Source organism: Lentzea sp. NPDC060358 (assembly GCF_042725365.1).
In the GTDB taxonomy this organism is placed as follows: Bacteria; Actinomycetota; Actinomycetes; order Mycobacteriales; family Pseudonocardiaceae; genus Lentzea.
Genome location: NZ_JBHXCW010000077.1, coordinates 1 through 25941, shown reverse-complemented (window position 1 = coordinate 25941; position 25941 = coordinate 1). Strand labels below are relative to the sequence as shown.

Here is a 25941-nt window from a genome sequence, read left to right as displayed (position 1 = left end):
CGCCCGTCCCTGCGTCTTGCGGAGTGTGAGAGCCATCCGGGGTGAGCCGGCCCATCTGGACGAGGACCAGCTCGTGCGCCGTGTCGCACGGGGTGATCGCGGCGCCTTCGAGGAGCTCTACCGCCGCACCTCGCCGTGGCTGACGGTCAGGTTGCGCAGGCGGTGTTCCGACGACCAGATCGTCGCCGAGGTGCTGCAGGAGACCTACCTCGCCGTGTGGCGGGCGGCGGACGCGTTCGCCGGGGCGGCCGCCGGCGGGAGTGCGGTCGGGTGGTTGTGGACGATCGCCGCCCGGCGGCTCGTCGACGCGTTCCGCCGGCGGGCCCACCACGCCGCGCCGCCGCGGGCCGTCGCGCCTGGCGACAGCCCCGCCGCCGAGGAGGCCGTGCTGGACGGGGTGGTCGGGGACGAGGTCGGGGACGCGTTGCGGACGCTCGCGCCCGAACTGCGGCAGGTGCTGCAGGCGATGGTGCTGGACGGGCTGTCGGTGCGGGAGACGTCGCTGCTGCTCGGCGTGCCCGAGGGGACCGTGAAGACGCGGGCGCGCCGCGCGAGGATCGCCATGAGGGAGGCGCTGACATGACCGGGGACAGGTCCGGCGACACCACCGGCAACGAGACCGGGACCACGCACCACCCGAGCGACCCGCTGCTGCACCGGTACGCGCAGGGCGGCGACATCGCCGCCGATCGGCTGTGGGCAGTCGAGTCGCACCTCGAGACGTGCGCGCCGTGCCGCGGCAGGCTGGCGCCGGAACCGGTCGCGCAGGCGGTCTGGGCCGAGCTCGCGCCCCTGCTCGACCGCACACCGCAGATGCCGCGGGCGCGGCGGCGGCTGCACGGGTGGGTGTCGCCCGCGGCCGGGCCCTGGCTCGCCATGATCCTGCTCGTCACGGCGGCCGCGGTGGCGCTCGACCAGCTCGCCGGGCCCGGCACGGTGTCGCTGGTGCTGCTGGTCGCGCCCGTCCTGCCCGTGCTCGGGGTCGCGGCGTCGTGGAGCCGGGCGCTCGACCCCGCCTACGAGCTCATCGCCGCCACGCCGCGGGCCGGGTTGCCGCTCGTGTTCCGGCGCACGGCGGCGGTGCTGGCCGTCGTCGTCCCCGGGCTGGTGGTCGCGGGCGCGGTGACGGGGATCGAGCTGACGCGGTGGCTGCTGCCGTGCCTCGCCTTCACCACCGGCACGCTGGCACTCGGCACGGTTGTCGGCGTCACGCGGGCGGCGGTCGCGCTGACCGCCGCCTGGGCCGTGGCGATCGTGGCGCCGACGATCGCGTTCAGCCGGATGTCCGCTGTGCTCAACGAGAACACCACACCCGTGTGGGCCGCCATCCTCGCCGTGGGACTGCTCGTCATCGCACGGCGCAGGCTGGCCTTCACCCGCCTGGAGGCGACCCGATGACCGCACCCACCACCTACGCCTGGGAAATCGAGACGAGGGACCTGCGGGTCAGGGCCGGCCGCAAGACCGCCGTCGACGGCGTCACCCTCGCCCTGGGACGGGGCGTGCACGGGTTGCTGGGCCCCAACGGCGCGGGCAAGACCACGCTCATCCGGGCGCTCGCCACGGTGCTGAAGCCGAGCGGGGGCACGGTGTCCGTCCTCGGCGGCGGCGACCTGCGCGAGAACCGCGGGAGGATCGGCTACCTGCCCCAGGAGTTCGGTCACTACCGGCGGTTCACGGCGCGGGAGTTCGTCGCGTACGTGGCGTGGCTCAAGGAGATGCCGGCCGCCGAGATCCCGGGAGCCGTGCAACGCGCCATCGACCGCGTGGGCCTCGCCGACCGCGCCGACGACAGGATGAAGTCGTTGTCCGGCGGCATGATCCGGCGCGTCGGCATCGCGCAGGCCATCGTGAACGACCCGGAGGTCCTGCTGCTCGACGAACCGACCGCGGGCCTCGACCCCGCGCAGCGGATGAGGTTCCGCGACCTGCTCACCGAGCTCGGTGCCGACGCCTGCGTGGTCGTCTCCACCCACCTGGTCGAGGACGTCGCCGCCGCGTGCACCGACGTCGTCCTCATGAACGCGGGAAAGCTCGTCTTCCAGGGCACACCGGCACAGCTCGCAGCGGCGGGCACCGGGGACCACCCCGGCGACAGCCCTCTCGAACGCGGCTACAGCGCCACCATCGCACTCCCCGACCGCCCCGGCGCGTGGTGACAGTCCACAAAGGACATCAAGTGTGCGCCAAGTCACAGCTGGCGGAGAACCTCGGCGACGTTCCCGCCGTCTTGCCGGACGTGAGCGGAAACTACTTGGAGGACAACGGGATGCGGGCCATCGAAGCCGACAGCCTGGTCGTGCGGGTGGGCAGCGGGCGCAGTGCCCGCAACGCCGTCGACGGGCTCGACCTGACACTCGGCCGGGGGGTGCACGGCCTGCTCGGCCCCAACGGCGCGGGCAAGACCACGCTCATCCGGACGCTCGCCACGGTCCAGAAACCCAGTGCGGGCACGCTGTCGCTGCTCGGCACCCCGATCGGCGGGCGGCTGCGGCCCGTCCGGCGCAAGCTCGGCTACCTGCCGCAGCACTTCGGGTTCTACAAGCGGTTCAAGGTCCGGGAGTTCGTCGAGTACCTGGCCTGGCTCAAGGAGATGCCGGCCGGGGAGATCCCGGCGGCCGTGGAACGGGCGCTGGACCGGGTCGGGATGGGCGACCGCGCCGAGGACCGCATGAAGGCGTTGTCCGGCGGCATGGTCCGGCGCGTCGGCATCGCGCAGGCCATCGTGAACGACCCGGAGGTCCTGCTGCTCGACGAACCCACGGTCGGGCTGGATCCCGCGCAACGGCTGCGGTTCCGCGAACTGGTGGCCGAGCTCGGGCAACGGTCGTGCGTGCTCATCTCGACGCACCTGGTCGAGGACGTCGCCGCCGCCTGCACGGACGTGGTGCTCGTGTCGGAGGGTTCCCTCGTCTTCCAGGGCACTCCGTCCGACCTCGTCAGCGCGGGAACCGGCGACCACGTCGGCGACAGCCCCATCGAACGCGGCTACTCCGCGCTGATCACCGCGAAGACCGGGGGTGCCTGGTGACCGGGTTGCGCATCGAGCTGCGGCGCTCCACGGCGCTGTGGGCGGGGCTGGTCGTGCTGGTGTCCGGCACGGGCATGCTCTGGCTGGTCACGTCGGAGAACGCGGCCTGGAAGGGCAACTCGACGTCGGCACTGCTGGCGTTCCGGGTGCCGGTGGCCTACGTGTGGGCGCTCGTCGTGGGTCTCGCGGTCTTCCAGGGCATGCGGGACAGCCGGGCGCGCGTGACGGAGCTCTTCACCTCGACCTCCCGGCCCGGCTGGGTCCGGCTGGGCACCCTCGCGACCGCCGTGGCGGGCGTCGTCGCCGTGGCCGCCGCGCTGCTGAGCGCAGGGCTCGTGGCGATTGTGGTGCTCGGCGGCGGGTTCGTGTCGACCGGGTTCGTGCCGCTCATGCTGACCGTGGTGCTGGCCCTGGCCTCGAGCGTGCTGCTGGGCCTCGCGCTCGGCCGGCTGCTGCCCCACCCGCTGACCGTGCCGGTGGCGCTGGTGGCGACGTTCATGGTCGCGACGGCGGCCGGGCGGGCGCTGGAGGTCCAGGCACCCGGCGACCCGATCTCCCGGCTCGCGCTGCTCACCCCCGTCTTCGACCCGCCGGACTCGGACCTCGTCACCACCTCGACGTCGGTGGACGTCGGCCAGGCCGTCTGGTTCGCGGGCCTCGGCGTGACGGCGTTCCTCGTCCTCGTGGCGCGGACCTGGGCCGGGCGGCTGGCGGCACTCGTCCCCGCGGGGCTCGCCGTGGCGCTGGCCGTGTCGATCCTGCCGGCGAAGTACTCGGACCTGCTGGTCACCGACTCGATCGCGGGCAGGCTGGTCTGCGACGGACCGGTCTGCGTGAGCCGGGTGCACGAGGCGTCGCTGCCCGTGGCGGCGGCGGCCGGCAAGGAGGCGCTCGCGAAGCTCGCCGTGCTGCCCGGCGCGCCCACCAACGTCCACGAGGACACCTCGGCGATGTCCCACCTGGTCGCCGCGCCGCGCAGCGGCGAGATCGTCCTCCTGTCGTCGCAGGGCATCTACTCGGTGACGGAGGGCTACCGGCGGCCGCTGGAGCTGGAGCCCGGGCAGATCCGGCTCGAACTGTTCGCCGGAGCCGGCGTCGCCCCGTGTGCCGCGCCCAACTCGTTCAACTTCCAGGAGGGCATCGTGCGGTACGTGACCGCCGGGTACTTCAACGGCGGCCTGGCGGAGCTCCCGACCGATCCCCACACGTGGCGCAACACCCGGACGCGCGCCGAGATCGACACGGCCTGGCAGGCGTTTCGGGCACAGCCCGCGCGCGAGCAGCTCGACCGCGTCGCGAAGGCGCGTCAGATGCTGCTGAAGTGCGAGGACCCCGAGGCCGTTCTCGCCGGTCTGGTGGCACCATGAGGCCCGTGGCGCTCTATGCCAGGTCGCGTGGCGTACCCGCCGCGCTCGTGGCCCTGCCCGTGGTCGTCCTGGTGGCCTGGTCCGCCCTGCACGACCCGTGGACGGCGATCAGCGCCTCGCTGACGGCGCTGGCCGGGGTCCTGGTGGTCACCGTCGGGCTCGCGGGCCAGGACCCGGAGCTCGACCTCTCGACCGCCCTGCCGTGGCCGCTGTGGCGCTTCGGGCACCTGCTGGCGGCCACCGCGCTGGCCGCCGCGGCGGTCTTCCTGGTCCAGCTGCTCGGCGACGCGCCGCCCGACGCCGCGTTCGTCCTGCGCGACGCGGCCGGCCTGGCCGGTCTCGCCGGGCTGACGGCCACGGTGGCGGGCGCCCGGCTGGCCCCCGCGGCACCGGTGCTGTGGTGGGCGGTGAGCGCGATCATGCCGCCCGGCGACTCGCTGACCTGGCGTATCGTCACGTGGCCGACGGGCGCGTCCGACGACCCGGTGACGAGGTGGACGGCGGCGGCGCTGTTCGCCGCCGGGATCGCCGCCTACACGGTGCGCGGCGGGCGCCGCTGAACCGGCCGGACCGGCTGTCCGTAATCCACCCATGTGACCCGATTCGCCCTCGTCGTGGTGCTCGCCGTCCTCGGTGCCTGTTCCGCTCCGCCGGCGCAGGAAACCGCCACCCCGAAGGAACTGGAGGCCGCGTCCGGACCCGTCGCCGGACCGACCGCGGACAAGACCCGCGTCCTTCCTGGTGACATCGCGGCACTGCGGGTCGTGGACTCGGCGGTGGGCGAGGTCGTCGCCGACCGCGAGCAGAACACGCTCTACCTCAACACCGGGGACGGCACGAGTCCTCCCCGGCCGACGTGCGTCGAACCCGAGTGCACCCTCGTGTGGCCGCCCCTGCTCGCGGCGGGCGGCAGGGTCGAGGCGGCCGGCGTCGACCGGGCCCTCGTCGGGACGGTGCGGCGCCCGGACGGACTGGAGCAGGTGACCATCGCCGGCCACCCCGTCCACCGCCACGTCGACGACGAGCAGGCGGGCGACACGACGGGCCACGGCACCGACGGCCGCTGGTACGCCATCGCACCGAACGGGGCCAAAGCCTCGAAGTAGCGCGAAACCCGCTCCTGACGAAACGTCACACCCGCGACACCCACCGGAACCGGCTGCCACTCCAGGTAGTCGGTTTGTCGCGTTCGCGAGGGTGGAACGGCGTCTCGACCGATTCGTTTGTACCGGAAATCCCCAAACCGGTATCGCGCGGAACCGGTTTCAGGTATCAACTGTGAGAGCGCTCCCATAGACGCTGCCGCCGCACGAGCCCTCTCGGAGACCACATGGATCGCGACGACGTGCCCTACCTCGACGCCACGCTGCCCACCGCGGAGCGGGTGGCCGACCTCCTGGCCCGCCTGACGCTGGCCGAGAAGGTCGGTCAGATGATGCAGCTGGACTCGAGGGAGGACCTGGACGACCACGTGCTGCGCAAGCACGTCGGCTCGATCCTGCACACCTCGCCGGAACGGGTGCTGCGCGCGCAGGAGCTCACCACCCGTACACGTCTGCGGGTCCCGCTGCTCATCGCCGAGGACTGCATCCACGGCCACTCGTTCTACGAGGGCGCGACGATCTTCCCGACGCAGCTGGGCATGGCCGCGTCCTGGGACCCGGAGCTCGTCGAGCAGGTCGCACGCGTCACGGCGGTCGAGGCGGCGGCCACGGGCGTGCACTGGACGTTCTCCCCGGTCCTGTGCATCGCGCGGGACCTGCGCTGGGGCCGGGTCGACGAGACCTTCGGCGAGGACCCCGTGCTGATCGGCGAGCTGTCGGCCGCGATGGTCCGCGGCTACCAGGGCGACGGCCTGTCCGACGAGACGGCCATCCTCGCCACCGCGAAGCACTTCGCCGGCTACTCCGAGACCCAGGGCGGCCGGGACGCGAGCGAGGCCGACCTGTCGCGGCGCAAGCTGCGGTCGTGGTTCCTGCCGCCGTTCGAGCGGGTCGCCCGCGCGGGCTGCGCCACGTTCATGCTCGGCTACCAGACCACCGACGGCGTGCCGATCACCGTCAACTCGTGGCTGCTCGACGAGGTGCTGCGCGGCGAGTGGGGCTACCAGGGCACGCTCATCACCGACTGGGACAACGTCGGCCGCATGGTCTGGGAGCAGAAGCTGCAGCCCGACTACGCGCACGCCGCCGCGGCCGCGGTGAAGGCCGGCAACGACATGATCATGACGACCCCGCAGTTCTTCGAGGGAGCGCTGCAGGCCGTCGAGGAGGGGCTGCTCGCGGAGTCGGACCTCGACCGCGCCGTCACCCGCATCCTCACGCTCAAGTTCGACCTCGGCCTGTTCGAGAACCCGCGCAGGCCCGACGCCGAGCGGCAGCGCACGATGATCAACCACGACGACCACGTGGCGCTGAACCTGCAGGTCGCGCGCCGGTCGCTGGTGCTGCTGCGCAACGACGGCGTGCTGCCGTTCGCGCGGTCCAAGGGCAAGATCGCGGTCGTCGGCCCGCTCGCGGACGACGCGCAGACGCAGCTCGGCGACTGGGCGGGGTCGTCCGGCCAGGCCGACTGGCTGCCCACCGGCCACCCCCGCGAGATGATCACCACCGTCCTCGACGGCCTGCGCGAGCTGTCGTCGCAGGAGGTCACCTACGCCCGCGGCGCCGACATCCTGACGCTGGAGCCGGACCCCGAGGGCGACACGTTCCCGGACGGCCAGCCGCGCCCGCCCGTGGTGAAGCCGTGCGCGCCGGACGCGGACCTGATCGCCGAGGCCGTCGCGGCCGCCGAGGACGCCGACTACGTGGTGGCCGTCGTCGGCGACCGGATCGAACTGGTCGGCGAGGGCCGCTCCACCGCCACGCTCGACCTGATCGGCGGCCAGATCGCGCTGCTCGACGCGCTCGCGGCGACCGGCACGCCGCTGGTCGTGGTGCTGCTCGCGTCGAAGCCGCTGGTCCTGCCCGCCTCCGCCCGGGATGCCGCCGCGCTGCTGTGGGTCGCGAACCCCGGCATGCAGGGCGGCCGGGCGATCGCCGAGGTGCTGCACGGGCTCGTCGAGCCCAGCGGCCGCCTGCCGATCTCGTTCGCGGCGCACGCGGGCCAGCAGCCGACGTACTACAACCAGATCCGCGGCCAGCACGGCACGCGCTACGCCGACCTGACGCAGGAGCCGGCGTTCGCGTTCGGCGAGGGCCTGTCGTACACGACCGTCGAGTACGGCGACCTGCTCGTGGAGACGGCCGTGCTGCGCCCGGACGAGACCGTCAAGGCGTGCATCTCGCTCACGAACACGGGTTCGCGGCCGTCGCGGGAGACCGTGCAGGTCTACGTCAGCGACGCCGTCACGTCCGTGAGCTGGGCGGACAAGGAGCTCAAGACGTTCACGCAGGTCGACGTGCAGCCGGGTGAGACCGTGAAGGTCGACCTCGAACTGCCCGTCTCCGCCTGCACGATCGTCGACGCCGCCGGCCACCGGGTGGTGGAACCCGGCGAGTTCGTCCTGCTCGTGGGGCCGAGCTCGAAGGACCTGCGCCGGGCCGAGTTCACCGTGAAGCCGCTGCCTTGAAGGGACCGGGCACGATCGTGAGGTAGCGGGGAGGGACCTCCACCGCTCTCGTGATCGCCTTCTTCACCGCCGGGACCAGGTCCGCGTCGACCAGCGCGACCGCGGGCCTGCCCGGCGGGTCCACCAGCGTGCTCGCTCCCCGCGCGCCCGCGGCCAGCGCCGCGTGGACGACCGCGTCCTGCTCGGGGTCCGGGACCTGGGCGTGGTGGTAGGCCGTGAGCGCCGCCCCGAGGTCCTCGGTGCGCGGGGTGAACGGCCGTTCCTCCTGCGGTTGCGGGCGCCGGATCCGCGTGTCGACCAGCAGCAGCCGCTGGCCGGGCAGGTCCGGGACCACGGGCTCGGGGGTCTCGGCCGGTTCGCCCGCGAGGTCCGCCACCGCCAGTGCCACGGCCGTCCGCAGGGCCCGCGCGGCGGACAACCCGCTGCCCCGCGGCAGGTCGACGCTGCACATCAGCGACGCACCCCCGGTCACGCCGACCCCCTCCGCCCACGCCGGGACGTCGTCGGAGGGCAGCAGCGCGCGTTCGGCCGGCCGGTTCACCGACACCAGCTCGAGCCTCCCGTCGGCGCGCCGGTCGCCCGCGACGATCGCGCCCCACCTGGCGGGCACCTCCACCGCGCCGCCCAGCAGGCTCAGCACGCCGGGGGCGTACCAGACGCCCTCGGCGGGGCGGCCGAAGGCGCGCCGGAACGCGTGCGGCACCAGCCGGAGCTCCGGCGCGATCTCCGGCCGGTCCGCGAGGTCGGTCACGAGGCCGTGTCCTTGCGGGCCAGCAGCCGGTAGGCGTTGCCGTTGCCGGTGCGCCGGGCCAGGAACCGGTTCACGGTCTGGTCGAGCCCCAGTGCGACGAAGAACGCCGGGATGCCCAGCGACCACACGAGGAAGCTGCGGGTCCGGCGCAGGCGGACGCGTCCGGGCCGCCACGGCGCGGGCGTGCGCGGCGCGACGTTGCCGAGGAACAGCAGCAGCGCGAGCGTGAAGTCGTTGCACAGGTGGGCTTCCGCGCGTTCGGTGGCGACCGTGGTCAGGCCGCGGTCGGCGAGCGCGTCCCGCAGGTTGCCGATCGGCATCATGTGCTGGTGCTGCGGCTGGAACCACGGCATCCAGTACTGGCCGAAGAGCTTGCCGAGCCGCCACTCCGGGTCCGGCAGCTCGATCAGGAGAAAACCACCGTCGGGCAGCACGTCCGCGACGATGTCGAGCTCCTCCCAAGGGTCGCGCACGTGCTCCAGGTAGTGGTGCATGGAGATCACGTCGTACCGGCCCTTGAGCTCACCGGCGAAGTCCTTGAAGCTGCCCCGGTACGACTGCTCGATCCGGCCGAGCCGCGCCGCCTCCTCGATGGCCGCGCCCTGGTCCAGCCCGTCGAACCGCGTCTGCGGCAGCACCTCCTTGGCGCCCAGGCAGAAGTGCGCGTGCCCGGAGCCGACGTCGAGCCACCGCGCGGGTGTCGTGAACGGCTCGACCATCCGCGCCCGGCCGTAGTACGGCTCGGTCTTGCCGGAGAACACCGCCTCCGCCGAGGTCTCGCCGAGGCCGTCGTAGAAGTCGCGGTAGTAGAAGCCGAGGCCTTCCTCGGACAGCCGCGGGTTCTGCCAGACGTGTCCACATCGGACACACCGGTCCATCGTGAACGTGCCGGGCTTGCGCTGCACCAGGTCGTGCGCGGTCACCCAGAGCCGGAGGTCCCGGCTGCCGCACGACGGGCACGTGTCGCGCCGCGCCTCGTGGAAGTTCCGGTCGCGGTTCTCCTCGTACCAGGGCCAGGCCTGCTTCAGGTGTTCGGCCTGGCGCTTCTCCGCCGCGGACTTCTCGCCCCCGGCCGTCTTGACCCACAGGTACGGCGTGCGGACGAAGCGCGGCACCCACAGGTCGCGCGGCCACAGCGGTGTTCCCGCGAAGACCAGCAGCGGGTGCGCCCAGTACGCGGCGAGCGCGACGAGTCCCCACCGCCAGTCGACGACCAGCGCGGCCACGACCGCCGCGTAGCCGATGACCGAGCCCGCGATCCACAGCGACGGCCGCTTCCCCAGCTGCCGCAACGTCGCCGCGCGGTAGCCGAGGTCGTGCGGCCCGGCCGTCAGGCCCGGCGCGACCGCGATGTCGACCCGTGCCTTCACGTGGTCCTTGACCCGCCGGACGAACGCGACGAACTCGGTGGGGTCGTCGGCGTCGAACTCCTCGGCGTACTCGTCGCGCACCAGCACGGCCTGCGAGGCGCTGATGCCGCGCGCCCACTGGTCGTCGCGGTACTTCCCGGGGTCGACGGACCCGAGCAGGTCGAGCGCGGCGACCGTCGGGAGGTCGCGCGGCACGAGGTCGACGAGGTCCGCGTCGGTCTCCCACGACCCCTCGGGATGCACGCCCGTGGCGTTCAGGAGCTTGTGCTCTCCCCCGCCGGGAGCGAGCACGCGCAGCTTGGACGCGCGGGAACGCAGGCGCAGCACGTCCAGCAGGACGACGAGCACCACGATCACGCCGATGATCACCCGGCCACCACCTTCTCCAGTCGGTCGGCCGCGGCTGCCGCGCCGCCCGCCGCCACGAACGAGTCCCGCACCAGCCCGGCGGCGGCCGCGTACTCCGGCTCGTCCAGCACGGACTTCACGGCGCTGCGGATGTCCGCCGCCCGCGCCCGCGAGTAGGTCAGCCGCACACCGGCGCCGGCCTCGACGACCTGGGCGGCCACGGTCGGCTGGTCGTCCCGGATCGGGGCCACGACCAGCGGCAGCCCGTGCGCGAGCGCCTCGCAGACGGTGTTGTGGCCGCCGTGCGTGACGACCGCGTCGAGGTGCGGCAGCAGGGCGAGCTGCGGCACCGACGGCAGCACCAGCACGTTCGGCGGTGCCGGCCGGGGCGGCGCGACCACGACCACCTGGAGGTCGAGGCCGGTGACCGCGTCCAGCACCTGGCCGAAGAACCGCTCCCCCGCCGGGCCGTTCAGGGTGCCGAGCGACACGAGCACGCGGCGTTGCCCGGTCAGCCGGTCCCACGGGAAGCCCACCCGTTCGACCCGGTGCGTCAGCGCGGGCCCGACGAACGCCACCTCGTCGCCGAACTCCCGGCGCACCAGCGCCTTCGAGCTGTAGACGAGCACGAGCAGCTCGGAGAACCGGATGTCGCCGCCCGCGAAGTCGTGCAGCAGGCCGCGCACCCACGCGTCGACCTTCGGCATCGTCCTCAGTGGAGCGACCAGCTCGGCGGACGTGCTGGCCGAGGTCGCCCACGGCAGTCCGGCCGCGCGCGCCACCACCGGTCCCGCCAGCGCCTGCTGGTCGGCCACGACCACGTCCGGTGCGAAGAGCCGCACGGCGTCCGCGACCCCGGGCAGCATCGAGTGGCCGAGCGGGAGCAGGAACTCCTCCCAGAAGAACTTGAGCACCGCCATCCCGCGCAGCGCGAGCCACCGCTCCCGCTGCGCGCGGATGCCGGCCTCCAGCGCGTCGTCGATCGCCGGGAAGACCACCGCGCCGTCGGGCAGCAGCGGGGCGAGCGTGCCGGGGTGGCCGACCCACGCGACGTCGTGCCCGCGCGCCAGCAGCTCGCCGCCGACGGACGTGGTCGGGTTGACGTGGCCGGTCAGCGGCGGCACCACGAACAGGAACCGGCTCATGAGGGCAGCCAGTCGAACAGGACGTCGAGCAGTTCGGCCGTGGCTTCGCGCAGCACGGTGTGCCCCAGGCCGTTGACGACGTGCAGGCGGCACGACGGGATGCGTTCCCGCAGTTCGGCCGCCGCGCCGATCAGCTCGGACTCGCTGCCGTAGACGCCGAGCACCGGGCACCGCACCTGGGTGAGGTCGAGCTTCGCGCCGGCGCCCAGGTCGTCGATCAGCGTGGTGCCGTTGAGCAACGCGTGCGCGTTCACGGCGAGTTTCGCGATCTTGCGCTGCCCCAGGGCCATCAGCTGGTCCTGGGTGCGGTCGAACTCCAGGCCCAGCGCGGCGACCGTGAGCGTGTTGGTGATGTCCTCGAACCACGCGTCGCCGACCACTCCCCCGACGGCCGACTCGACGAGCACGACGCCGCCGACCCGTTCGGGTGCCTGCACGGCCGCGTGCATGGCGACGACACCGCCGTAGCTGTTGCCCAGCAGGAAGACCGGCTCGGTCACGCCGATCTCGTCGAGCACCGCGACGAGGTCGTCCGCGCTCTCCTCGGGCGTGTAGCCGGAGGGCGGCCGTTCGGACAGGCCGTGGCCGCGCAGGTCGAACAGCACGGTGCCGTAGCCGGCCCGGGCCAGCGGCGCGGCGAGCGTGTAGTAGAAGCTCGACAGGTTGTCCATCACCAGGCCGTGCACGAAGACCACGGTCGGCGCCTTCTCCGGTGGCCCGAGCCGCTGCACGTGGAACCGCAGCCCTCGGGCGTGGACGTCAGGCACGGGCCGTGATGTGGTCGACGAGCCGGCCCACGGACATCGCCATGATCTCGTCGATGTCCATGTCCGCGAGGAACGCCACGAGGTCGACGCCGTAGTGCGCGTTGAGCTTGTCCGCCAGCGCGACGAACTCGATCGACTCGAGCCCCAGGTCGTCGCTGAACGTGGTGTCGCGGGTGATCTCCACACCTGCCAGGAAGTCCTCGCCGACCACCTCGGTGATCAGCTTCGCCACCTGCTGCAGCACCTCGTCCATCAGTTCTCCGTTCGCACGCGGGCTGCGGCTCCGCCTCGTTCCGACACGACTTCGACCCCCGGCACGGCGAAGGCGCCGCGCACCCTCCCGGTCCCGTCCGCGGTCAGCTCCGCCGGGTACACCGGCCCGGCGCCGCGGTCCCACAGCCACGCGCGCACCGCGTCCTTCGCCGCGATCACCCGCAGCAGCCAGTCGCGCTGGGCGGGCACGTCGAGACCGGCGTAGTGCTCGCGCTCGGCCGAGTTCAGGTAGCGGCGCATGATCAGGTCGCGGGTGGCGCTGTCGGAGAAGTTCTCCGCGACCCGCAGCCACCCGTCCCGCCGCACCGCCAGCATCTCCGTGCCGGGCCTGAGCTTGACCTGCCAGATCCGGTCGTCGGTGGTGAACCGGCGGGTGGTCCACCCGGTGATCCGGCACCACAGCGCGCCGTCCACGACCAGTTCGGCGTCGGCGACCATCGTCTGGGCGGTCACCTCGCGGATCCAGGCCGTGCAGCGGACGTTCCCCGTGGGCACGGGCCCGTGGAACGTCACCCGCTCGATGCCGGTCGGCAGCACGGTCTGGTCGACGGTGTGGCAGACCTGCATCCAGTGGCCGATGAGCTGACCGGCGCTGTCCAGCAACGCTCCGGGCGCGGGCAGCGGCGTCAGCACGCCGGCGATCCCGTTGTCCGCCAGGCACTCGATCTTCGTGACGCCCGCGAAAGCCGGTCCGTGGAACATCCAGTTGTCCGTGTAGAGCTCTTCGGCCGACACGGGTGGTGTGCGGACGCCCTGGAGCTCCTCGCCGGACGGGCGAAGCGCGTGCGGCGTCATCAGGACGACGCCCTCGGCGTAGTCGCCGACCTCGACGACCACGTCCTGCCCCTGCCTGCGGGCGGAGATCGTCGCGGTGGTCGCGGGCAGCGCGGTGAGCCAGCGCTTGGCCCTGACCCGGGCGAAGCCGTGGACCGTGCCGCCGGTGAGCCGGCGGGCGGCGTCGGCGAAGACCTCGAGCAGGCCGGTGGCGGGGACGATCGGGAAGCCGTCCTCCAGGTCGGGCCAGCCGGGCGGTTGCGGGAACACCGAGTGGTCGACGAGCTCGGGCATGGTGCGCAACGAGAACTCGCGGGTGAACTCGACGTCCTCGGCCCTGCGCACGCCCCCGCCCAGCCTCGCGGCCCCCACCACCTCGCGCGCGACGGCGTTCGTGTGGGCCAGCAGCCTGTTCACCGCCGCCGACATCGGCCCGTCCTCGGCCACCGGCGTGGACGCGGGCGCGTTGTTCAGGGGCTCCACCCCGACCTTCGGCGTGCCCAGCCGGAGCTTGACGCGGTGGGCCGTGCCGCGCTTGAGCCCGAACGCCCACAGCGCCTCCGGCGCGATGTCCGAGCTCACGGCGAGGTGCGGGCGGCCGGACAGCGTGTCGCCGGCGAACCCCGTGAGGCTGCCCCGTCCGATCTGGACGAACGCGCGGAAACCCTCGTCGTGCAGGCGTTCCAGCAGCGGCCGGAACCGCACCGGCTCGACCAGGTGCCGCAGCACCAGGTCGCGGACCTCGGCGGCGGCCATGGGTTCGAGGGAGTTGGCCGACCAGACCGGGATGTCCGGGGCGCGGACGGGCAACTGGTCGAGCAGCTCCCTGGCACGGCCCAGGTACGGGGCGAGCGCCGGGGTGTGGAAGCCGGTGCGGAACGGCATGAGCTGCGCCATGACGCCGTGGGCCTTGAGCTTGCCGACGACCTCTTCGAGCCGGTCGAGCGGCCCGCAGATCACCGACTGGTGCGGGCAGTTGTCGTGGCTGACCGTCACGCCGTCGACGAGGTGCTCCGAAGCCTTGCCGGCGGAGCACCCCAGTGCGGCGTAGGCGATGTCGACGACCGCGACCGCGCCCGGACCGAGGGCGGCGACGAACTCGTCGATCGTCGGGTAGATGCCGCCGGCGACCATCGCGGTCCATTCGCCCATGCTGTGCCCGGCGAGCGCGCCGGGGGTGATGCCGAGCGCCATCAGCTCGCGGGCCTCGCGGCGGCCGTCCTGCAGCAGCCGCACGGCGTGGTCGACGACCTCGCCGGTGAACTCGCGCTCGAAGCCGGGGAACAGGAACACGACCTGGTCGGTGCCGGTCAGCAGCGGTTGCGGGGAGAACCAGATGTCGTGCCGGCCGGGCCACGCCTTGCCCTGCGCCAGCACGCGTTCGGCGAGCCGGAGCTTGCGGTCGTCGGGGCTGCCGATCGCGAGCCGGAACGCGCGGTCGGCGCTGGAGGTCCGGCGTTCCCGCAGCGCCGCCGCGAGTTCCTCGGCGGTGTCGGCGGAGAAGGTCAGCACGGGCTTGCGCGGCTGGGCGATCGTGTGGCCGTCGAGCACGGCGTGGGCGTTGATCCCGCCGAACCCGAAGGCGTTCACGACGGCGCGGTGGCGCCCGGTCCACTCGCGGGCGGCCGTCACCGGCGCGAACCGGGTGCCGCGCAACGCCGGGTGCGGCTCGGCGACGTGCAGGGTCGGCGGCAGGGTGTTGTGGTGCAACGCGAGCGCGGCCTTGATCAGGCCGGCCATCCCGGCGGCGGGCATCGCGTGGCCGATCATCGACTTCACCGTGCCGATGCCGATCTCGTCCCCGGCCGCGCCGAACGCGGAGATCATCGTCCGCAGCTCGGCCGCGTCCCCGGCGGGCGTCGCCGTGCCGTGCGCCTCGACCAGGCCGGGCCCCTCGGTGAGCGGGTCCAGCCCGGCGCTCGCCCAGGCCCGGTGCACGGCGAGGAGCTGGCCGTCGGGGTTGGGCGTCATCATGCTGGTCGCGCGGCCGTCGCTCGCGGTGCCGATGCCGCGGATCACGGCGTAGACGCGTTCGTCGCCGACGTCCTCCAGGCGCTTCAGCACGACCATGCCGACGCCCTCGGACAGCAGGGTGCCGTCGGCGGAGGCGTCGAACGGCCGGATGTGCTCGCTCGGGCTCAGCGCCCGCAGCTGCGTGAAGACGCTCCACAGCGTCGGGTGGTGGCACACGTGCACCGCACCGGCGAGCATGGCGTCCGCGCGGCCCTCCTGGAGCTCGCGGACGGCGTGCTCGACGGCGACCAGCCCGGACGCGCAGGCCGCGTCGACGGTGTAGGCGGTGCCCCTCAGGTCGAACCGGTTGGCGATCCGCGACGCGGCCAGGTTGGGCACGAGCCCGATCGACGCCTCCGGCTGTTCCGGACCGAGCTTGTCCTTGATCGCCTGCCGGACGGTGTCGAGGTCCGTGCCCGCGAGGGCCGGGAACAGGTCGCGCACCACGGACACGACCTCGTCCGCGAGCCGCACCCGCTGGTCGAGCCGCGCGCACCCCGGCGTGAGGTAGCCACCGCGCCCGACGACCACGCCGACGCGGTCCCCGGCCGGCAGGGCGCCTTCGCCGCCCGCGTCCGCGATGGCCTCCGCGGCCGTGGCGAGGGCGAGTAGCTGGTCGGGCTCCGCGCCGTCCACCGTGGACGGCATGATGCCGAACCGGGTCGGGTCGAACTCGGCCAGCTCGTCGACGAACCCGCCGCGCCGGCAGTAGAACCGGTCGCCGCTCGTGCTGCCCGGGTCGTAGTAGGTCGCCGGGTCCCACCGGCCGGGCGGGATCTGGCCGATGGCGTCGACACCGCCCGCGATGTTGCGCCAGAACGTGGTCGCGTCGGGGGCACCGGGGAAGACGGCGCCGATCCCGACGATCGCTACGCCTCCCATCGGTAGACCACCTGCACGTCCTCACCGGCGGCGATCTCGTTCAGCAGCGCGGCCACGCCCTGCTCGGGCTCGATCAGCGGGATTCCGCGCCGCGCGTACTCGGCGGCGAGCCCGGCGGCCATGCCCACGCCCGCCCAGGGGCCCCAGTCGACGGCGACGACCCGGCGCTGCCCGCCCCAGTACCGGGCCATCCGGTCCAGCGCGTCGTTGGCGGCGGAGTAGTCGGCCTGCCCGCGGTTGCCGAAGACGCCGCTGACGCTGCCGAACAGCACCAGGACGCCGTCGCGGAAGGCCTGGGCGCCCTCGACCTTCGTCGCCCACACCCGGTCGAACGACTCCTGCGTCTTGGCCTCGATCAGCTTGTCGTCGAGCACTCCCGCGCCGTGGACCACGACGTCGATGCGCCCGAACCGCGCCTTGACGTCGTCGACGACCCCGGCGACCGCCTCGGCGTCCGTGACGTCGCACTCGTGGTAGCGCACCGAGGAAGCCTTGGCGCGCAGGCGTTGCATGGTCTGGCGGACCTCGCGCTCGGCGAGGACCCGGCGGGCCCTGGCGGGGACGTCGTCCTTCTCCCCCAGCTCGAACAGCGCCTTCACGAGCTCGGGTTCGGTGGTGGCGTGGCCGAGCCGGTGGTCCTCGGGAGCGATCGGCGTGCGGCCGATGAGCTCGACGTGACATCCGGTGCGCTCGGCGAGCGCCACCGCCGCGAGGGCCGTGATGCCCCGCGCGCCGCCGGTCAGCAGCACGACGCTGTCGGCGTCCAGGGCGAGCGGCCGGTCTTCGAGGCCGGCCGGGACCGCCTCGACGACCTGGCGCCTGCCGGCGTGGTAGCCGACGACCGCCGGTCCGGGACCGATCTCCGCGAGCAGCGACGTGGCGATGTCGCGGTGGCTCTCCTTGGTGTCGACGTCGACCGCGCGCACCACCAGGTCCGGGTGCTCCAGCGCGGCCGTGCGGACCAGGCCGTGCAGCCCGATGTCCCCGGGCAGCTCGTCGGGCTGGTGGTCGAAGCCGAACGTGCCGCCGCCGGTGGTGACGACGACGAGCGCGACGCCGGCGGTGACGCAGGCCTTGACCTCGCTGAATGCGGCGGGCAGCCGGGCGCCGAGCCGGACGACGACGTCGACGCCGGTCAGGTCGGCGGGGAACGACGGCTCGACGCGCGGGCGGGCGGTGTGGCGTTCGAGGAGGTCGGCGAGCTCCAGGCCGATGCCGTTGTCGTCGACGACCAGCACGGTCCTGCCGGTGAGGTCGACGGGCGGGGCCGGGTCGGCGGGGACCACCCGCGGCACGAGCCGGACCAGGCGGCCGCCCTGCGGGGCCTGCGGCGCGGGCGGTGCGGGAGCCTCGGGCGCGTCCCCGAACCAGGCCACGATCCCGTCGATCGTCTTGAGCTGCGCGAGGTCGTCGACGGAGCCCGCCGCGCCCAGCTCCGCCGCCAGCTCGCCGACGATCTCGGTCCGCTTGATCGAGTCGATCGACAGGTCCGCTTCCAGGTCCAGGCCCGGCAGCAGCATCTCCGCCGGGTACCCGGTGCGGGCGCTGATGGTCCGCAGCACCACCGCCCGCACGTCCCTCGCCGGGGTGGCGGCCGGCGCGGAGGTGCCGAACCAGCCGACGATGCCCTCGATCGTCTTGAGCTGCGCCAGCTCGTCCACCGATCCCGCCGCGCCCAGCTCCGCGACCAGCTCGCCGACGATCTCGGTCCGCTTGATCGAGTCGATCGACAGGTCCGCTTCCAGGTCCAGGCCCGGCAGCAGCATCTCGACCGGGTACCCGGTGCGGGCGCTGATGGTCCGCAGCACCACCGCCCCGACGTCCTCCTGCGGCTTCGCCGCGGGCACCACGACGGCGGTCTGCTCGATCACGGTGGTGACCGGCGCGGGTGGCGTGGCGGGCGCGGTGCCGAGGTAGCTCAGCAGGACGTCGCGCTGGGCGCTGACCGCGTCGCGCATGCCGTCCAGGAACTTCTCGACGATCTCGTCGCGTCCGAGGCCCGTTCCCGCGCGCAGGGCCGGGAACTCGGTCGCGGGCCGGAGCCCGCCGGGCAGTGCGTCGCCGTTCGCGTCCCGCACGAGACCTCCATCCACGTACCAGCGCGGCCGCGCCGGAACGGTCGTCGCCGGGTCGGCCCTGTCCTCGAACAGCGGTGCGGTGTCCACCTCGACACCGGCGGCCGCGAGCTCCGCGAGCGTGCGCAGGAACGTCACGTGGTCGTCGCAGCGCAACGCCCGGTGCGGCCGGTCGCCGAGGGTCTTGCCGACCAGTGACGTCAGCACGCCGCCCGGTCCCGTCTCGACGAAGATCCGCGCGCCCGCCGCGTACATCGACTCGACCTGGTCGACGAACCGCACCCGTCCGGCGAGCTGCGCGGCCAGTCCCTCGCGGACGTCCTCGTGCGGTGCGGCCGACACGTTCGACCAGACCGGGAAAGCCGGTTCTCCCAGGGACATCGCGGCGAGCCGGGCCGCGAACCGGTCGCGGGCGCCGGCCATCAGCGGGCTGTGGAACGCGGCGGCGACGGGGATGGTCTTCACCGGCAGTCCGGCGTCCTCCAGCACCTCGACGGCGCGGTGCACGGCAGGGGTGGGACCGGAGATCACGACCTGGTCGGGCGCGTTGTGGTTGGCCACCACGACGTCCGCCGGCAGCAAGGCCTCGACCGCGGCCACGGGTGCCGAGACGGCCGCCATCGTGCCGGGGTCGTCGCCTGCGGCGTCGAGCATCGCCGCGGCCCGCGCGGCGCTCAGCTCCAGCAGCTCGGCGGGTCCGAAGGCACCGGACGCCGCCAGCGCCACCAGTTCGCCGTAGCTGTGCCCGCCCGCCAGGTCCGGCCGCACGCCGACGGAGTCGAGCAGCGCGGTGACCACCAGCCCGGCGATTCCGAGCGCCGGCTGGGCGTTGCGGGTGTCGGTGATCTCCGCGCGCTGCCGGGCCACGTCGTCGGCGGTGAGCGCGGCCGGCGGGTACATGACCCGCTCGTAGCGCGGGTCCACGAAGTCCTGCAGCCGCGGGAAGGCCGTGACGAGGTCGAGCAGCATGCCGGGCCGCTGGCTGCCCTGGCCGGGGTAGAGGAACGCGACCTTCGGCCGTTCCCCGCCGCGCAGCCGCACGACGTCCGACTCGCGCCACGCCTCGACGTCCGCCAGTGCCCGGAGCAGGCTCTCGTGCGAGCCGACGACGAACGCCGCCTGGACCGGTCCGCCGCCGCACGCCGCCGCGAGTGACCGCAACGGCACCCGCGGATCGGCCAGTGCCTTCAGCCGCACCGCTTCCCGCTGGGCCGCCGCCTGGTCGGCCCCGCGGAGCAGGAACAGCTCGGCGGGCCACACGGTCAGGCCGTGGCGCGGCCCGTCCGCTCCGGTGTAGCCGGCGAGCACCGTGTGGAAGTTCGTGCCGCCGAACCCGAACGCGCTCACGCCCGCGACCCGGTTCGGGCTCGCCCACGTGCGGTGGCCGAACGAGAACGGGCTGGTGCCCGCGTCCCAGAAGGCGTTGGGCCGGGTGATGTGCAGCGTGCCGGGCCGCACACCCGTGTGGACGGCGAGCGCCGCCTTGATAACGCCCGCGAGACCGGCCGCGCACTTGGTGTGGCCGATCTGCGACTTGACCGAGCCGATCGTGCAGGTGCCGGGCTCGACGCCGGAGAACATCTCGGTCAGCGACGCGAGCTCGGTCCGGTCGCCCACCACGGTTCCCGTGCCGTGCGCCTCGACCAGCCCGACGTCCGCGACGTCCACGCCCGCCGCGGCGTAGGCGCGGCGCAACGCCCGTTGCTGGCCTTCCGGTCGAGGTGCGGTGAGACCGCGCGAGCGGCCGTCGCTGGACGCGCCGATGCCCTTGATCACCGCGTAGACCCGGTCGCCGTCGCGTTCGGCGTCGGCGAGGCGCTTGAGCACCACGGCCGCGACGCCCTCGCCCAGCGCGATGCCGTCCGCGCCCGAGTCGAACGTCGCGCAGCGGCCCCGGGCGGACAACGCCTTCACCGAGGCGAACATCTGGTAGTCGTGCGCGCTGTTGTGCAGGTCGACCGCGCCGCACAGGACCATGTCGCTGGTGCCGCCGACGAGCTCCTTGCACGCCACGTCGAGCGCGGCGAGGCTGGACGCGCAGGCCGCGTCGACGGTGTAGTTCGCGCCGCCGAGGTCGAGCCGGTTCGCGACGCGGCCCGCGATCACGTTGCCGAGCACGCCGGGGAACGAGTCCTCGGTCAGCGCCGGCAGGTGGTCGTCGAGGCCGCGGATGCCCAGCGCGGGCAACGCGGTCCGCACGGTGTAGGCGTTCGCGAGGTCGGCGCCGGCCTCCGCGCCGAAGATCACCGACGTGCGTTCGCGGTCGAACACCCGCGTCGCGTACCCGGCGTCGCGCAACGCCCGCGCGGACACCTCCAGCGCCAGCAGCTGCGCGGGTTCGACGGAGGTGAGTGACGCGGGCGGGATGCCGTAGGACAGCGGGTCGAACTCCGTGCGCGGCAGGAACCCGCCCCAGCGGTAGGGGCTGCCGTAGCGCTCGGGCGACCAGCGCTCCGGCGGGACCTCGGTGATGGAGTCGGTGCCCGCCAGCACGTTCGCCCAGAACTCGGCGACGTCCCGGGCGCCCGGCATGATCGCCGCCATGCCGACGATCGCGACGTCGAGCGGTGCGGTGCGGGCAGCGTCCGCGCCGGTGCCGGGCAGCACGCCGGACACGATGTCCTCGTGCAGCCGGGCGATCGTGGTCCGTTCGTGCCGCAGGGTCGCGACCTGGCCGATCATGAACATGCCCTCGCGGCGCTGGTCGTCCTCGCCGACCGGTTCCAGTCCTCGTTCGCCGCGCACGAGACCGCGGCTGGCGAGCCGCAGCCGTCCCAGGTTGAGCTGTTCGAGGCGTTCCCAGCGCTCCTGCTTCGACAGCCCGGTCAGCTCCGCCCGCGCCTGCTCGAACGTGTCCACGTAGGACGTCCGGGCGCAGCGGACGGCGTGGCCGGGCGAGGTCTCGAGCAGCGCCGTGTCCTCGCACTCCAGGGCGACCTGCTGGAACACCGGCTGGATCGCGCCGTGCGCCACGGCTTCCTCGGTGAACAGGTAGGCGGTGCCGACGAGCACGCCGACGGCCGCGCCCCGTGCCGCGAGCGGTGCGGTCATCGCGGAGATCATCGCGGCCGACCGGGCGTCGTGGACGCCGCCGGCGAACAGCGCGACGACACCCTCCTCCCGGCCCCGCAGGACGTCGATCTGCTGCTGCCACAACGTGAAGCTGGTGCGCGGGCCGGTGTGGCCGCCGCACTCCGAGCCCTCGAAGACGAACTTGCGCGCGCCCTCGTCGAGGAAGCGGCGCAGCAGCGCGGGCGACGGGACGTGCAGGAACGCCTCGATGCCCGCGTCCTCCAGTTCGCGCGCCTGCGCGGGCGTGCCGCCGGCGACGATCGCGTACCGGGGCCGTACCGCCAGCACGGCCGCCTTCTGCCGCGCCCGCAGCTCCGGCGGGGCGAAGCCGAGCAGGCCGACTCCCCAGGGCCGGTCGCCGAGCTTCGCGGCGGTCCGCGTGAGCAGGTCCTCGACCGCGTCGCCCTCCATCAGCGCGAGCGCGAGGAACGGCAGCGCACCTCCCCCGGCCACCGCGGCGGCGAACGCGGGCTGGTCGCTGACGCGCGTCATCGGGCCCTGCGCGATCGGGTAGCGCAATCCGGGAACGGCCTCGCAGAACGGCCCGCCGGCCCGGATCGAACGGTGCTCACCCGCCAGGGTGAGATTGTCCCGAATGCCCCGCCGAATCGCGGTGACGACACCGCCGACCGTGCCGAACGAGCTGCGGTTCAATTCGGCGAACGCACCTTCTTGGCCAATTTCCAGCGCGTTCTGCCGGACATGTACGCGCTTCCCGTCATACACGACGGTGTCGGCCCCGTCCATCGCCTCGACGATGTTGACAAATTCGCCGGAAATATGTTTTCGCGCTTCCGCGACGAGTGCGAGCTGCCCTTCCAGCACCACCCCGCGCGCACCGCCGGCGACCGCCGCCGCCGCGGTGTCGGGGCCGATCGACCCGGCCGCCCAGACCGGCAGATCGGTGAGCGCGAGCACCTGCTGGAGCAGCACGAACGCGGGCGACCCACCCGCTCGGCCGCCGGACTCGGCACCCTTCGCGATCAGTCCCGCCGCACCCCACTCGATCGCCGCAACGGCCTCCGCCACCGAGGTGACCACCGCGAGAACCCGGCGTTCACCCAGCTCAGCAGGGTTGGGGACGTACCGGGCGAGATCGGCCACGACGGTGTCGACGGCGTCGGGCAGGGCACCGGTCACCGGCCCGTGCAGCCGCACCCCGAACGCGCGCGGGTACCGCGCGGTGACGCGGGCGAGGTCGGCGGCGGCGTTCGGCCCGAGGTCGAGCACACCGAGTGCGCCCGCCCGTCCGGCCGCGACCACGAGGGCCGGGTTGGGGGTGCTGAAGGGGCTCAGGCACAGCACCCGTTCACGATCCGACGGCATGTCCACTGCGCTCACTTCCTCACCCTGCAGGGGTGGGGAGAAAGGAATTCAGCTCGGGTTCCTACTGGCCGGTACGGTTAGTGCTTGGTCACCGTACGCACAGATCGGAGGTGCCGTCGAGAGGGGTAGTGAAACTTTCTCATCTACGTAACCTGACGAATGACCCCAGATGGCGGGGGCCATTACGCCGGTTCGCGGATGGCGCGATGTGCTATGGCTTCAGGCGATCACGTCCGCGACTCCGGCGCGGAGCGCGAGCGCCCTCCCGGCGAGATCACCGGGCACCTCGGCGTGGTCGCGGTTGACCCGCACGAGCCGCGCCCCGGGCAGTGCGCGCACGATCTGCTCGACCGGCCGGCGGACCACCCCCGGCGTGCTCCACCCGGCGCCGATCTCGATCGCCAGCAGGCCCTTGCCCGCGGAGTCGTCCAGCCAGTCCCGCAGGCGCCGCCCGGCCGGCAGGTGGTGGTCGGGCACGTACTCGGGTCCCTTGTGCACGTTGAGGAACACCGGCCCGCCGCACCGCGGGCACGACGGCACCGCCGAGGTCTCCCCCGTCGCGGCGTCGCAGGCGGCGAGCGCGGCCTCGACGACCGGCCTGCTCGGCCACGTCTCCCGCGTGCACGGCGTCTCGCACTGGTAGCGGCCGTAGTCGCCCTGCGGCGTCCACACGCGCTCCTCCGCGAACCCGTTGCGGGCGAACAGACCGTCCACGTTGGACGTCAGGACGAAGTGGTCCCGCGGGCCGACCCGCTCCCGCAGGCGCGCGTAGACCGGGTTCGGTTCCTCCCCGAACCGGATGTCGTCGACGTGCACGGACCAGTAACCCCACAGCAACGCGGGCGGCAGCGGCAGTCCGATGAGCTGGTACCTCGCCCGCAGACCGCGCCGGTGCAGGGCGGGGAACAGCTCCGCGAACCGCTCGGTGTCCGAGTAGTCGTACCCGGCGGCCGCGGACAGCCCCGCGCCCGCGGCGACCAGCACCCGGTCCGCCTCGTCGAGCCAGCGTTCGAACGTCACCGCAACTCCCGGTAGAACTCGAGGTCCTCGGCCGTGAAGGCCACGAACACCACCCGGTCCAGGCGGCCGGGCCGCGCGGCCAGCCAGTCCCGGACGGTGGCGACGGCGATCCGCGCCGCCGGGCCCTTCGGGAACCCGAAGACGCCCGTGCCGATGCCGCAGAACGCCACCGAGCGGATCCGCGGGACCTCGGCGGCCAGGTCCAGGCACGCCCGGTACGAGCGGGCGAGCGCGGCCTCGTGGCCCGCCGAGAGCGGCCCGCGGACGATCGGGCCGACCGTGTGCAGCACGAACGGCGCGGGCAGGTGGTAGCCGGGGGTGAGCGTCGCCGTCCCGGTGGGTTCCGGCCTCCCCCGCGCCGACATGATCCGGTGGCACTCCTCCCGCAGCCGCGGCCCGGCGGCGGAGTGGATCGCGTTGTCGACGCAGTCGTGCAGGGGCTGGAAGCAGCCCAGCAGGGCGTCGTTGGCGGCGTTGACGACCGCGTCGGCCGCCAGCCGCGTGATGTCGCCGTGCCACACCGAGACGGGCGCGGGCAACTCCGAGACGTCGGTGACCGGCCGTTGCCGCCGCTCGCCGTCCAGCACCGCGTCGAGCACCCCGAGGAGTCCGGGGTCCATCGGCGCGGGCCCGCGGACGTTCAGCACGGCGCGCAGCACCCGCCGCCGTGCGGCGGCGTCCCCGGGAACGGGGAACTCCGGCGTCCACGGGTCGTCGCCGAGCAGCCGCAGGGCCAGGGCGGTCAGCGCGCCGGGGTCCTGCGCGGGGCCGGGCGGCGGCAACGGTTCGGTTCGCACGGCTCAGAACACCCCGTTGGCGTGCGGCAGGTCCGCGGGGATGGGCGCGATGACGTCCCAGTGCTCGACGATCCTGCCCCCGTCCACGCGGAACAGGTCCCAGTACGCCACCGGCTCGCCGAACTCCCCCTCCGACTGCAGCAGCACGAGGTCGCCCTCCGCCACGGCGTTGTGGACGGTCTTGTAGACGAGGTTCCTGCCCTCCGCGGCCCACCGGGCGGCCGCGGCGCCGAACCCGTCCAGGCCGTCGGCGGCGTCCGGGTTGTGCTGGAGGTAGGTCTCGGTGGAGATGTAGTCGGTCAGGACCGAGTAGTCGGCGTCCTGGAGGACCCGCTGCGCGAACTCCAGCACCAGAGCGCGGTTCCGCTCCGTGTCCGCACCCGAGGGCTCGGCCTGCCCGTCCGTCTGGGACCGTCCGCTCGCGGTCTTCCCGACCACGGGCGTGAGCGCGTCCCAGTGCTCGGCGAGCTTGCCGTCCCGCACCCGGAAGAGGTCGAACGCGACGAGCGGCTGCGGCCCGAAGCCGTGGTAGACGCCGTGCAGCGCAACGAGATCACCGTCGGCCACGACGCGGGCCGGTTCGTAGCGGAAGCCCTCCGGCAGGGTCGAGACGAGGCCGCGCAGCGCCTCGGGCCCGTCGGCGGCGAGCGAGCTGTGCTGCCGGTAGTCCGGCGCGACCCAGCGGTCCACGGCGGAGGGGTCGCGGTCGCCGAAGAGCTCACCGGTGGCCTTGAGGACGAGTTCCTTGTTGTTCATGGGTTCCACGATGTCGCGTCACGACGCCGCGAACGAGGTAGGATCACGCCTCACCATGGTCAGAAGTGGACAGGTCGCGCGGTTCGGGTTCAGCAACCCCGATCGCGGCGAGCTGGGTCTCGAGGTGCTCGACCTCGCCGTGCTCCGCCGCCGGCTCACCGCGGACACGCTGGCGAAGGTCCACCGGACCGACTTCCACCAGCTGTTCCTCGTCACGTCCGGCGACGCGGAGGTCATGGTCGATTTCGTGGACCATCGGTGCGGGCCGGGCACGCTGCTGCACGTCGGTCCCGGCCGGGTGCTCCGCCTCCCGGCCGGTGCCGCGGAAGCGTTCCTGGTGCTCTTCACCCCGGCGTTCCCGAACCGGCGGCTCGACCCGTTCGGCCCGGTCCGCCACGCCGTGCCGGAGGCCGACCGGGCGGTCTTCGCCCGCGCCGTGCGGGAGCTCCGGCACGAGTACCACCGCAACCTGCTGACGAACGAGCCGGTGGACCTGCTCCGGCAGCTGCTGGGCGCCCTGCTGCTGCGCGTCGCCCGCCTGCCCGGCGACGCGCCCGCGCACGCCGACGAGCGGTTCCACCGCTTCCAGCAGGAGCTGGAACG

At 73.5% G+C, this 25941-nt stretch carries 19 protein-coding genes; 9 read left to right on the top strand and 10 right to left on the bottom strand.

Going from position 1 to position 25941, the window contains the following annotated elements; all coding sequences use genetic code 11:
- The first annotated feature begins 73 nt into the window (after nucleotides 1-73).
- The 8 genes from ACFWGZ_RS18375 (at nucleotide 74) to ACFWGZ_RS18340 (ending at nucleotide 7969) form a co-directional block, all read left to right on the top strand.
- Nucleotides 74-583 carry an RNA polymerase sigma factor gene (locus tag ACFWGZ_RS18375; RefSeq protein ID WP_382452719.1) on the top strand — a complete coding sequence of 170 codons (510 nt, stop codon included), beginning with the start codon at nucleotides 74-76 and terminating at the stop codon, nucleotides 581-583.
- Nucleotides 580-1398 (top strand): zf-HC2 domain-containing protein, encoded by an 819-nt coding sequence (locus ACFWGZ_RS18370; RefSeq protein ID WP_382452718.1) that lies wholly within the window; start codon nucleotides 580-582, stop codon nucleotides 1396-1398. Before ACFWGZ_RS18375 ends, ACFWGZ_RS18370 begins: the two co-directional genes overlap by 4 nt.
- Complete coding sequence (locus ACFWGZ_RS18365) at nucleotides 1395-2159, top strand: ABC transporter ATP-binding protein (protein WP_382452717.1); 765 nt, start codon at nucleotides 1395-1397, stop codon at nucleotides 2157-2159. Before ACFWGZ_RS18370 ends, ACFWGZ_RS18365 begins: the two co-directional genes overlap by 4 nt.
- Nucleotides 2160-2269: 110 nt before the next feature.
- The gene (locus ACFWGZ_RS18360; protein WP_382452724.1) at nucleotides 2270-3031 is read left to right on the top strand and encodes an ABC transporter ATP-binding protein; all 762 of its coding nucleotides are present in this window, start codon (nucleotides 2270-2272) and stop codon (nucleotides 3029-3031) included.
- A complete protein-coding gene (locus tag ACFWGZ_RS18355; RefSeq protein WP_382452716.1) occupies nucleotides 3028-4398 on the top strand; it encodes a hypothetical protein in 1371 nt (456 codons plus the stop codon). The genes ACFWGZ_RS18360 and ACFWGZ_RS18355 overlap by 4 nt, the downstream gene beginning before the upstream one ends.
- A gap of 5 nt (nucleotides 4399-4403) precedes the next feature.
- A complete protein-coding gene (locus ACFWGZ_RS18350) occupies nucleotides 4404-4958 on the top strand; it encodes a hypothetical protein (protein ID WP_382452715.1) in 555 nt (184 codons plus the stop codon).
- A 33-nt stretch (nucleotides 4959-4991) separates the two neighbouring features.
- Complete coding sequence (locus ACFWGZ_RS18345) at nucleotides 4992-5504, top strand: hypothetical protein (RefSeq protein WP_382452714.1); 513 nt, start codon at nucleotides 4992-4994, stop codon at nucleotides 5502-5504.
- A 224-nt stretch (nucleotides 5505-5728) separates the two neighbouring features.
- Nucleotides 5729-7969, top strand: a complete 2241-nt coding sequence (locus ACFWGZ_RS18340) for a glycoside hydrolase family 3 N-terminal domain-containing protein (RefSeq protein WP_382452713.1) — start codon at nucleotides 5729-5731, stop codon at nucleotides 7967-7969.
- Here ACFWGZ_RS18340 and ACFWGZ_RS18335 read toward each other — a convergent pair.
- The 10 genes from ACFWGZ_RS18335 to ACFWGZ_RS18290 all read right to left on the bottom strand — a co-directional run bounded on the left by ACFWGZ_RS18335 (nucleotide 7947) and on the right by ACFWGZ_RS18290 (nucleotide 25338).
- Nucleotides 7947-8720 (bottom strand): hypothetical protein, encoded by a 774-nt coding sequence (locus ACFWGZ_RS18335; protein WP_382452712.1) that lies wholly within the window; start codon nucleotides 8718-8720, stop codon nucleotides 7947-7949. The genes ACFWGZ_RS18340 and ACFWGZ_RS18335 overlap by 23 nt on opposite strands.
- Nucleotides 8717-10459, bottom strand: coding sequence for a class I SAM-dependent methyltransferase (locus tag ACFWGZ_RS18330; protein ID WP_382452711.1), 1743 nt, complete (start codon nucleotides 10457-10459; stop codon nucleotides 8717-8719). Before ACFWGZ_RS18330 ends, ACFWGZ_RS18335 begins: the two co-directional genes overlap by 4 nt.
- Complete coding sequence (locus ACFWGZ_RS18325; RefSeq protein WP_382452710.1) at nucleotides 10456-11583, bottom strand: glycosyltransferase; 1128 nt, start codon at nucleotides 11581-11583, stop codon at nucleotides 10456-10458. The genes ACFWGZ_RS18330 and ACFWGZ_RS18325 overlap by 4 nt, the downstream gene beginning before the upstream one ends.
- Nucleotides 11580-12350, bottom strand: coding sequence for an alpha/beta fold hydrolase (locus ACFWGZ_RS18320; protein ID WP_382452709.1), 771 nt, complete (start codon nucleotides 12348-12350; stop codon nucleotides 11580-11582). Before ACFWGZ_RS18320 ends, ACFWGZ_RS18325 begins: the two co-directional genes overlap by 4 nt.
- Nucleotides 12343-12603 (bottom strand): acyl carrier protein, encoded by a 261-nt coding sequence (locus ACFWGZ_RS18315; RefSeq protein ID WP_382452708.1) that lies wholly within the window; start codon nucleotides 12601-12603, stop codon nucleotides 12343-12345. Before ACFWGZ_RS18315 ends, ACFWGZ_RS18320 begins: the two co-directional genes overlap by 8 nt.
- Nucleotides 12603-16292, bottom strand: a complete 3690-nt coding sequence (locus tag ACFWGZ_RS18310; protein ID WP_382452707.1) for a beta-ketoacyl synthase N-terminal-like domain-containing protein — start codon at nucleotides 16290-16292, stop codon at nucleotides 12603-12605. The genes ACFWGZ_RS18315 and ACFWGZ_RS18310 overlap by 1 nt, the downstream gene beginning before the upstream one ends.
- Nucleotides 16280-22780 carry an SDR family oxidoreductase gene (locus tag ACFWGZ_RS18305; RefSeq protein ID WP_382452706.1) on the bottom strand — a complete coding sequence of 2167 codons (6501 nt, stop codon included), beginning with the start codon at nucleotides 22778-22780 and terminating at the stop codon, nucleotides 16280-16282. The genes ACFWGZ_RS18310 and ACFWGZ_RS18305 overlap by 13 nt, the downstream gene beginning before the upstream one ends.
- Before the next feature lie 204 nt (nucleotides 22781-22984).
- Nucleotides 22985-23785 carry a hypothetical protein gene (locus ACFWGZ_RS18300; protein ID WP_382452705.1) on the bottom strand — a complete coding sequence of 267 codons (801 nt, stop codon included), beginning with the start codon at nucleotides 23783-23785 and terminating at the stop codon, nucleotides 22985-22987.
- Nucleotides 23782-24582 carry a protein-ADP-ribose hydrolase gene (locus tag ACFWGZ_RS18295; protein ID WP_382452704.1) on the bottom strand — a complete coding sequence of 267 codons (801 nt, stop codon included), beginning with the start codon at nucleotides 24580-24582 and terminating at the stop codon, nucleotides 23782-23784. The genes ACFWGZ_RS18300 and ACFWGZ_RS18295 overlap by 4 nt, the downstream gene beginning before the upstream one ends.
- A gap of 3 nt (nucleotides 24583-24585) precedes the next feature.
- Nucleotides 24586-25338, bottom strand: coding sequence for a nuclear transport factor 2 family protein (locus ACFWGZ_RS18290; RefSeq protein ID WP_382452703.1), 753 nt, complete (start codon nucleotides 25336-25338; stop codon nucleotides 24586-24588).
- A 55-nt stretch (nucleotides 25339-25393) separates the two neighbouring features.
- Between ACFWGZ_RS18290 and ACFWGZ_RS18285 the strand changes: the two genes are divergently transcribed.
- The coding region (locus ACFWGZ_RS18285) for a hypothetical protein (RefSeq protein WP_382452702.1) at nucleotides 25394-25941 on the top strand (548 nt) is incomplete at its 3' end.

Excerpts from the sequence above, each read along its gene's own strand:
- ACFWGZ_RS18370 (WP_382452718.1), top strand. The coding sequence starts at position 580 with ATGACCGGGGACAGGTCCGGCGACACCACCGGCAACGAGACCGGGACC.
- ACFWGZ_RS18365 (WP_382452717.1), top strand. The coding sequence starts at position 1,395 with ATGACCGCACCCACCACCTACGCCTGGGAAATCGAGACGAGGGACCTG.
- ACFWGZ_RS18360 (WP_382452724.1), top strand. The coding sequence starts at position 2,270 with ATGCGGGCCATCGAAGCCGACAGCCTGGTCGTGCGGGTGGGCAGCGGG.
- ACFWGZ_RS18340 (WP_382452713.1), top strand. The coding sequence starts at position 5,729 with ATGGATCGCGACGACGTGCCCTACCTCGACGCCACGCTGCCCACCGCG.
- ACFWGZ_RS18325 (WP_382452710.1), bottom strand. The coding sequence starts at position 11,583 with ATGAGCCGGTTCCTGTTCGTGGTGCCGCCGCTGACCGGCCACGTCAAC.
- ACFWGZ_RS18315 (WP_382452708.1), bottom strand. The coding sequence starts at position 12,603 with ATGGACGAGGTGCTGCAGCAGGTGGCGAAGCTGATCACCGAGGTGGTC.
- ACFWGZ_RS18310 (WP_382452707.1), bottom strand. The coding sequence starts at position 16,292 with ATGGGAGGCGTAGCGATCGTCGGGATCGGCGCCGTCTTCCCCGGTGCC.
- ACFWGZ_RS18290 (WP_382452703.1), bottom strand. The coding sequence starts at position 25,338 with ATGAACAACAAGGAACTCGTCCTCAAGGCCACCGGTGAGCTCTTCGGC.